This window comes from Enterococcus sp. RTP21361st1_A6_RTP21361_211029, from assembly GCF_040910045.1.
In the GTDB taxonomy this organism is placed as follows: domain Bacteria; phylum Bacillota; class Bacilli; order Lactobacillales; family Enterococcaceae; genus Enterococcus_D; species Enterococcus_D gallinarum.
The window spans coordinates 45,775-53,200 of the sequence record NZ_JBDGBK010000010.1 but is presented as its reverse complement, the minus strand read 5'-3'; the positions used below and the strand labels follow the sequence as shown (position 1 = coordinate 53,200).

Sequence of the window (7,426 nt, the reverse complement as noted above, 5' to 3'; positions counted from 1 at the left end):
CTGCCGACGATAAGAAAACAAGACGCTAATTTTGAGGGGAGGATATCCAAAAATGGCAGAACAAATCACATCAGCGAAAGCAACTGCTAAAACAGTCCGCGTTTCTCCTCGTAAATCACGTCTAGTTATTGATTTGATCAGAGGGAAAAGCGTTGCTGAAGCAATCGCGATCTTGAAGTTCACACCAAACAAAGCGGCTGGAATCATCGAGAAAGTCTTGATGTCAGCTATCGCTAATGCAGAAAACAATTTTGACTTAGATGTTGAAAACTTGATTGTTTCTGAAGCATTCGTCAACGAAGGACCAACAATGAAACGTTTCCGTCCACGTGCGAAAGGTTCAGCTTCTCCAATCAACAAACGTACAAGTCATATTACTGTAGTCGTATCAGAAAAATAAGGAGGGACAATCAGTGGGTCAAAAAGTACATCCAATTGGAATGCGTGTAGGCATCATCCGTGACTGGGATGCAAAATGGTATGCTGAAAAAGAGTATGCTGAATTTCTACATGAAGATTTGAAAATCCGTAAATTTATCGCATCTAAACTTGCTGATGCCGCTGTGTCAACAATTGAAATCGAGCGCGCAGCAAACCGCGTAAATATTTCAATCCACACAGCTAAACCAGGTATGGTTATCGGTAAAGGCGGATCTGAAGTCGAAAACCTAAGAAAAGAATTAAACAAATTAACTGGCAAACGAGTTCACATCAACATCGTTGAAATCAAAAAACCAGATTTAGATGCTAAATTAGTAGGCGAAGGAATCGCACGTCAATTAGAAAACCGTGTTGCTTTCCGTCGTGCGCAAAAACAAGCGATCCAACGCACAATGCGTTCTGGCGCTAAAGGAATCAAAACACAAGTATCTGGTCGTCTAAACGGAGCAGATATCGCTCGTTCAGAAGGCTATTCAGAAGGAACAGTTCCACTTCATACATTACGTGCGGATATTGATTACGCATGGGAAGAAGCAGATACAACATACGGAAAACTAGGAGTTAAAGTGTGGATTTATCGTGGAGAAATTCTTCCAACTAAAAAGAACACTGAGAAAGGAGGGAAATAAACATGTTAGTACCTAAACGTGTAAAACACCGTCGTGAATTCCGCGGGAAAATGCGCGGTGAAGCGAAAGGCGGAAAAGAAGTAGTTTTCGGTGAATACGGCTTGCAAGCTGTTGAATCACACTGGATCACAAACCGCCAAATCGAAGCTGCCCGTATTGCAATGACTCGTTATATGAAACGTGGCGGGAAAGTATGGATCAAAATTTTCCCTCACAAATCTTATACGGCCAAAGCAATTGGGGTACGTATGGGTTCTGGTAAAGGGGCTCCTGAAGGATGGGTATCACCAGTAAAACGTGGTAAAATCATGTTTGAAATTGCCGGCGTTCCCGAAGAAGTTGCGCGTGAAGCGTTACGTCTTGCTTCTCACAAATTGCCAGTGAAAACAAAGATCGTAAAACGTGAGGAAATGGGTGGTGAATCGAATGAAGGTTAAAGAAATCAGAGAATTAACCACTGCCGAAATGCTAGATCAAGAAAAACAATTGAAAGAAGAATTGTTTAATCTTAGATTCCAATTAGCTACAGGACAATTAGAAAACACTGCACGTATCAAAGAAGTACGTAAATCGATTGCACGCATCAAAACAGTATTGCGTGAACAAGCAAAGTAATAGTGGAAGGAGGCCATTTAGCGTATGACTGAAGAAAGAAATCAACGCAAAGTTTACCAAGGTCGCGTGGTATCCGACAAGATGGATAAAACAATCACTGTTGTCGTTGAAACTAAGAAAAACCACCCTATCTACGGCAAACGTCTGAACTATTCTAAGAAATACAAAGCACACGATGAAAACAACGAAGCAAAAGTTGGCGATATCGTGAAAATTATGGAAACTCGTCCATTATCAGCTACGAAACGTTTCCGTCTAGTAGAGATTGTTGAAAAGGCAGTGATTATCTAATCACACGAGATTTTCCTATATAGATTGTGAATTGCAAAATCTGAAAGGAGGATACACATCGTGATCCAAGCAGAAAGCCGATTAAGAGTGGCGGACAACTCAGGTGCCCGTGAAATTCTAACGATCAAAGTCCTTGGCGGATCTGGTCGTAAAACTGCGAATATTGGTGACGTGATCGTTGCTACGGTCAAACAAGCAACGCCAGGTGGGGTTGTCAAAAAAGGTGACGTCGTTAAAGCCGTTATCGTTCGTACAAAATCAGGAGCACGTCGTACAGACGGTTCTTACATTAAATTTGATGAAAATGCTGCGGTTATTATCCGTGACGATAAGAGCCCACGTGGAACTCGTATCTTTGGACCAGTTGCTCGCGAATTGCGTGAAGGCAACTTTATGAAGATCGTTTCCCTAGCACCAGAAGTATTGTAATAGTGATTCTTATCTAAAGGAGGTGCGAAACAAACATGTTTGTTAAAAAAGGCGATAAAGTTAAAGTTATCACTGGTAAAGACAAAAACAAAGAAGGCGTTGTACTTGCAGCGTTTCCTAAGAAAGACAAAGTCGTTGTTGAAGGTGTGAACGTCGTTAAAAAACACCAAAAACCTTCTCAAACAGCTCCTCAAGGCGGAATCGTCGAGATGGAAGCACCAATTCATGTTTCTAACGTGATGGTGGTTGATCCTTCGAACGGTGAAGCAACACGTGTAGGCTATAAAGAAGTTGACGGCAAAAAAGTCCGCGTTTCTAAAAAAACCGGAGAAGTTCTTGATAAATAATCAAATAAAGGAAGGAGGGGCTAACAGATGAACCGCCTTAAAGAAAAATATTCAAAAGAAGTTGTCCCATCATTAATGGACAAATTTAACTACAGCTCAGTTATGCAAGCACCAAAAGTTGATAAAATCGTTATCAACATGGGTGTTGGTGATGCTGTATCGAATGCAAAAAACTTAGATAAAGCTGTTGAAGAATTACAATTGATCTCAGGTCAAAAACCATTGATCACAAAAGCGAAAAAATCTATTGCTGGATTCCGTTTACGTGAAGGAATGCCAATCGGTGCGAAAGTTACTCTACGCGGCGAAAGAATGTATGAATTCTTAGACAAGTTAGTAACAGTTTCATTGCCACGTGTCCGTGACTTCCACGGTGTCAGCAAAAAAGCGTTTGACGGACGCGGAAACTACACATTAGGAATCAAAGAACAATTGATCTTCCCTGAAGTAGATTATGATTTGATCGATAAAGTACGTGGTATGGATATCGTTATTGTAACAACAGCCAACACAGATGAAGAATCTCGTGAATTGTTGTCACAATTAGGCATGCCATTCCAAAAATAAAAAAAGGAGGCGAACTACGTGGCTAAAAAATCAATGATTGCTAAAAACAAACGCCCTGCTAAATTCTCAACACAAGAGTATACTCGTTGCGAACGTTGCGGACGTCCACATTCAGTTTATCGTAAATTTCATCTTTGCCGTATTTGCTTCCGCGAACTTGCCTATAAAGGACAAATTCCCGGCGTGAAGAAAGCTAGCTGGTAAACTATACTCGCATAAAGGAGGTAAATTATCCCATGGTCATGACAGATCCAATCGCAGATTTTCTAACGCGTGTACGTAATGCCAATATGGTAAAACACGAAAGCTTAGAAGTACCTGCTTCAAAAATCAAACGTGATATCGCTGAAATCTTGAAACGTGAAGGTTTCGTTCGCGATGTTGAATATATCGAAGATGACAAACAAGGCGTGATCCGCGTATTCTTGAAATACGGCAAAAACGGTGAACGTGTTATCACAAACTTGAAACGTATCTCTAAACCAGGTTTGCGTGCTTATGTCAAAGCTGACGAAGTGCCAAAAGTATTGAACGGTTTAGGAATCGCGATCATCTCAACTTCTGAAGGTGTTATCACTGACAAAGAAGCAAGAGCAAAAAATGTTGGCGGCGAAGTAGTCGCTTATGTATGGTAATTTAAAATAATCCACAAGGAGGTGCCTCTAAGTGAGTCGTATCGGTAATAAGATCGTCGTTCTTCCTGCAGGTGTTGAAATCAAACAAGATGGAAACGACATTACAGTTAAAGGACCTAAAGGTGAATTGAAACGTACTTTTTCTTCTGATATCAAAATGAATATCGAAGGAAACGAAGTAACATTCACTCGTCCAAACGATAGTAAAGAAATGAAAACTATCCACGGAACTACCCGTGCAAACTTCAACAACATGGTTGTTGGTGTTTCTGAAGGTTTCCAAAAAGCGTTAGAATTGATCGGGGTTGGGTACCGTGCTCAATTGCAAGGTAAAAAACTTGTATTGAACGTTGGTTACTCTCATCCGGTTGAAATCGAAGCGCCAGCTGGAATCGAAATTGAAGTTCCTTCAAACACTTCTGTGATCATCAAAGGATCAGATAAAGAAGTTGTTGGCGAATTAGCTGCCAATATTCGTGGCGTTCGTCCTCCAGAACCTTATAAAGGCAAAGGAATTCGTTATGTTGGCGAATTTGTGCGTCGTAAAGAAGGTAAAACTGGTAAATAGTCGTAAGCATTTACGAATAGCGGCTTAGGCTAGCAAATAAAAAGAGGTGACAATTGTGATTACAAAACCAGATAAAAATAAAACACGTCAGAAAAGACATCGTCGTGTACGTAACAAAATCTCTGGTACTGCTGAGTGCCCACGCTTAAACGTGTTCCGTTCGAACAAAAACATCTACGCTCAAATCATTGATGACGTAGCGGGTGTGACGCTAGCAAGTGCCTCTGCCTTAGATAAAGAAATTTCAGGTGGAAACAAAACTGAACAAGCACAAGCTGTCGGCAAATTAGTTGCAGAACGTGCAGCAGCAAAAGGTATTAAAGTAGTAGTCTTTGACCGTGGTGGATACCTTTACCATGGCCGTGTAGCAGCTTTAGCTGAAGCAGCTCGCGAAAATGGACTGGAATTTTAAGAGAAGGAGGAACACCATTCATGGTTTATATTGATCCAAAACATTTGGAATTAGAAGACCGCGTTGTTGCGATTAACCGTGTAACTAAAGTTGTTAAAGGTGGACGTCGTCTACGTTTTGCTGCATTAGTTGTTGTCGGTGATAAAAACGGACACGTAGGTTTCGGTACTGGTAAAGCACAAGAAGTACCAGAAGCAATCCGTAAAGCAATCGAAGACGCGAAGAAAAACTTGGTAGAAGTACCAATGGTTGGTTCTACAATCCCTCACGAAGTTATCGGTGTATTCGGCGGCGGACGCATCCTTATGAAACCTGCTGTAGAAGGTTCTGGGGTAGCTGCTGGTGGACCCGTTCGTGCCGTATTGGAATTAGCTGGGGTAGCGGATATCACATCTAAATCTTTAGGTTCTAACACACCAATCAACGTTGTTCGCGCAACAGTTGAAGGGTTGAAACAATTGAAACGCGCTGAAGAAGTGGCAGCACTTCGCGGCAAATCAGTAGAAGAATTAATCGGTTAAGGAGGACACTATAATGGCTGAATTGAAAATCACTTTAAAACGCAGTATTATTGGACGTCCCCAAAACCAACGCGATACTGTAAAAGCGTTAGGTCTTACAAAGTTGAATTCAACAGTAGTAAAACCTGCTAATGATGCAATCAAAGGCATGGTCAACACTGTTTCTCACTTAGTGGACGTTGAAGAAGTCTAAGGATCAGCAGATCTAGTTTGATTAAGGAGGTGCCAAACCTATGAAACTTCATGAATTAAAACCATCAGAAGGATCACGCCAAGTACGTAACCGTGTTGGTCGCGGAACTTCATCTGGTAACGGTAAAACAGCTGGACGCGGACAAAAAGGTCAAAAAGCTCGTTCAGGTGGCGGAGTACGTTTAGGCTTTGAAGGGGGACAAACACCATTGTTCCGTCGTTTGCCAAAACGCGGATTTACAAATGTCAACCGCAAAGAATATGCAGTTATCAATCTTGATGTATTAAACCGCTTTGAAGACGGTGCAGAAGTAACACCTGTTGCTTTGCATGAAGCTGGAATCGTCAAAGATGAAAAAGCTGGAATCAAAGTATTAGCAAATGGAGAACTAACGAAGAAATTGACTGTGAAAGCAGCAAAATTCTCAAAAGCAGCTGAAGAAGCAATCGTTGCTGCTGGTGGATCAATCGAGGTGATCTAATGTTCAAACTACTAAAGGACGCCTTTAAAGTAAAAGATATTAGATCGAGAATTTTCTTCACCGTACTTATCTTGTTTGTCTTTCGTCTGGGTACACATATTACTGTGCCAGGCGTAGACGCAAGCCGTTTGCGGGAAATTGCTGATCTACCGTTTCTGAACATGTTGAACTTGGTCAGCGGTGGCGCGATGCAGCAATTCTCGATTTTCTCAATGGGTGTGTCACCATATATTACTGCGTCAATCGTTATTCAGTTGTTGCAGATGGATATTGTGCCAAGATTTGTTGAGTGGTCGAAGCAAGGGGAAGTTGGTCGTAAGAAATTGAATCAAGCAACTCGTTACCTAACATTGGTTTTGGCCTTTGTTCAGTCGATGACGTTAACTGCAGGGTTCAACTATTATACACAACTTGGCTTTGTCAACAATCCAAATATCTCGACGTTTGTGGTGATTGGTTTGATCTTAACAGCAGGTACGATGCTCGTTACTTGGTTAGGAGAACAAATCACAGAACGCGGAATTGGAAATGGTGTGTCAATGATTATCTTTGCAGGGATCATTTCACGCTTACCCGCTAGTATCAAGGAATTGGTAGAAGATTATTTCATCAACGTGGATCCATCAGATATTTGGATGAATGCATTGTTTATGGTCTTGCTTGTCGTTGCTGTTTTGGTCATCATCACATTTGTGACGTATGTACAACAAGCAGAACGAAAGATTCCAATCCAATATACGAAGCGAGTAGCTGGTGCGCCAACAAGTAGTTATCTTCCATTGAAGGTCAACGCTGCCGGTGTAATCCCAGTTATCTTTGCTAGTTCGTTTATTACAACACCAAATGCGATCATTCAAGCATTAGGTAGTTCGTACAAAGGCGAAACTTGGTATGAAGTAGTACAAACGATTTTTAGTTATAACACCGTACCTGGTGCGATCATCTATACTGTTTTGATCGTGGCGTTTACGTTCTTCTATGCATTTGTACAAGTTAACCCTGAGAAATTAGCGGAAAACCTACAAAAACAAGGAAGCTACATTCCAAGTGTGCGCCCTGGTAAAGGAACAGAAGAATACGTCTCACGTCTGCTTATGCGATTAAGTACAGTAGGATCGGTCTTCTTAGGACTAGTTGCGCTGTTGCCGATCATCGCTCAGATGGTTTGGAACTTGCCGCAATCAATCGGTTTAGGTGGAACAAGTTTATTGATCGTTATCGGGGTAGCTCTGGATACTGCGAAGCAGCTAGAAGGACTTATGCTGAAACGGAAATATACTGGTTTTATCAATTAAAG

At 41.4% G+C, this 7,426-nt stretch carries 16 protein-coding genes; all 16 read left to right on the top strand.

Annotated elements, in window-relative coordinates; genetic code table 11:
• Window positions 1–52: 52 nt before the first annotated feature.
• The 16 genes from rplV to secY are packed head-to-tail and all read left to right on the top strand — an operon-like array spanning window position 53 to window position 7,424.
• Entirely contained in the window at window positions 53–400 is a 348-nt protein-coding gene (gene rplV / locus AB5Z52_RS03165; RefSeq protein ID WP_003127973.1) for a 50S ribosomal protein L22, read from the top strand.
• 13 nt (window positions 401–413) lie between these two features.
• On the top strand, window positions 414–1,070 hold the full coding sequence (gene rpsC, locus AB5Z52_RS03160) for a 30S ribosomal protein S3 (protein WP_003127974.1): 657 nt from the start codon (window positions 414–416) through the stop codon (window positions 1,068–1,070).
• A 2-nt stretch (window positions 1,071–1,072) separates the two neighbouring features.
• A complete protein-coding gene (gene rplP / locus AB5Z52_RS03155; RefSeq protein WP_003127975.1) occupies window positions 1,073–1,507 on the top strand; it encodes a 50S ribosomal protein L16 in 435 nt (144 codons plus the stop codon).
• Window positions 1,497–1,685, top strand: coding sequence for a 50S ribosomal protein L29 (gene rpmC, locus AB5Z52_RS03150; RefSeq protein ID WP_002288664.1), 189 nt, complete (start codon window positions 1,497–1,499; stop codon window positions 1,683–1,685). The genes rplP and rpmC overlap by 11 nt, the downstream gene beginning before the upstream one ends.
• Before the next feature lie 24 nt (window positions 1,686–1,709).
• Window positions 1,710–1,976 carry a 30S ribosomal protein S17 gene (rpsQ, locus tag AB5Z52_RS03145; RefSeq protein ID WP_003128005.1) on the top strand — a complete coding sequence of 89 codons (267 nt, stop codon included), beginning with the start codon at window positions 1,710–1,712 and terminating at the stop codon, window positions 1,974–1,976.
• A gap of 60 nt (window positions 1,977–2,036) precedes the next feature.
• The gene (gene rplN, locus AB5Z52_RS03140) at window positions 2,037–2,405 is read left to right on the top strand and encodes a 50S ribosomal protein L14 (protein ID WP_003128006.1); all 369 of its coding nucleotides are present in this window, start codon (window positions 2,037–2,039) and stop codon (window positions 2,403–2,405) included.
• Between the two features lie 35 nt (window positions 2,406–2,440).
• Window positions 2,441–2,752 (top strand): 50S ribosomal protein L24, encoded by a 312-nt coding sequence (gene rplX, locus AB5Z52_RS03135; RefSeq protein ID WP_003128007.1) that lies wholly within the window; start codon window positions 2,441–2,443, stop codon window positions 2,750–2,752.
• Between the two features lie 27 nt (window positions 2,753–2,779).
• Window positions 2,780–3,319, top strand: coding sequence for a 50S ribosomal protein L5 (gene rplE, locus AB5Z52_RS03130; protein ID WP_003128008.1), 540 nt, complete (start codon window positions 2,780–2,782; stop codon window positions 3,317–3,319).
• Window positions 3,320–3,337: 18 nt separating this feature from the next.
• The gene (locus tag AB5Z52_RS03125; RefSeq protein ID WP_003128010.1) at window positions 3,338–3,523 is read left to right on the top strand and encodes a type Z 30S ribosomal protein S14; all 186 of its coding nucleotides are present in this window, start codon (window positions 3,338–3,340) and stop codon (window positions 3,521–3,523) included.
• A gap of 32 nt (window positions 3,524–3,555) precedes the next feature.
• Window positions 3,556–3,954, top strand: coding sequence for a 30S ribosomal protein S8 (gene rpsH / locus AB5Z52_RS03120; RefSeq protein WP_003128011.1), 399 nt, complete (start codon window positions 3,556–3,558; stop codon window positions 3,952–3,954).
• A gap of 31 nt (window positions 3,955–3,985) precedes the next feature.
• Window positions 3,986–4,522, top strand: coding sequence for a 50S ribosomal protein L6 (gene rplF, locus AB5Z52_RS03115; protein WP_003128012.1), 537 nt, complete (start codon window positions 3,986–3,988; stop codon window positions 4,520–4,522).
• A gap of 55 nt (window positions 4,523–4,577) precedes the next feature.
• On the top strand, window positions 4,578–4,934 hold the full coding sequence (gene rplR, locus AB5Z52_RS03110) for a 50S ribosomal protein L18 (RefSeq protein WP_003128013.1): 357 nt from the start codon (window positions 4,578–4,580) through the stop codon (window positions 4,932–4,934).
• A gap of 20 nt (window positions 4,935–4,954) precedes the next feature.
• Window positions 4,955–5,455 (top strand): 30S ribosomal protein S5, encoded by a 501-nt coding sequence (rpsE, locus tag AB5Z52_RS03105; RefSeq protein ID WP_003128014.1) that lies wholly within the window; start codon window positions 4,955–4,957, stop codon window positions 5,453–5,455.
• 13 nt (window positions 5,456–5,468) lie between these two features.
• Window positions 5,469–5,648 carry a 50S ribosomal protein L30 gene (rpmD, locus tag AB5Z52_RS03100; RefSeq protein WP_003128015.1) on the top strand — a complete coding sequence of 60 codons (180 nt, stop codon included), beginning with the start codon at window positions 5,469–5,471 and terminating at the stop codon, window positions 5,646–5,648.
• Window positions 5,649–5,688: 40 nt separating this feature from the next.
• Window positions 5,689–6,129 (top strand): 50S ribosomal protein L15, encoded by a 441-nt coding sequence (gene rplO, locus AB5Z52_RS03095; RefSeq protein ID WP_003128016.1) that lies wholly within the window; start codon window positions 5,689–5,691, stop codon window positions 6,127–6,129.
• The gene (secY, locus tag AB5Z52_RS03090) at window positions 6,129–7,424 is read left to right on the top strand and encodes a preprotein translocase subunit SecY (RefSeq protein WP_003128017.1); all 1,296 of its coding nucleotides are present in this window, start codon (window positions 6,129–6,131) and stop codon (window positions 7,422–7,424) included. Before rplO ends, secY begins: the two co-directional genes overlap by 1 nt.
• The last annotated feature ends 2 nt before the right edge of the window (window positions 7,425–7,426 follow it).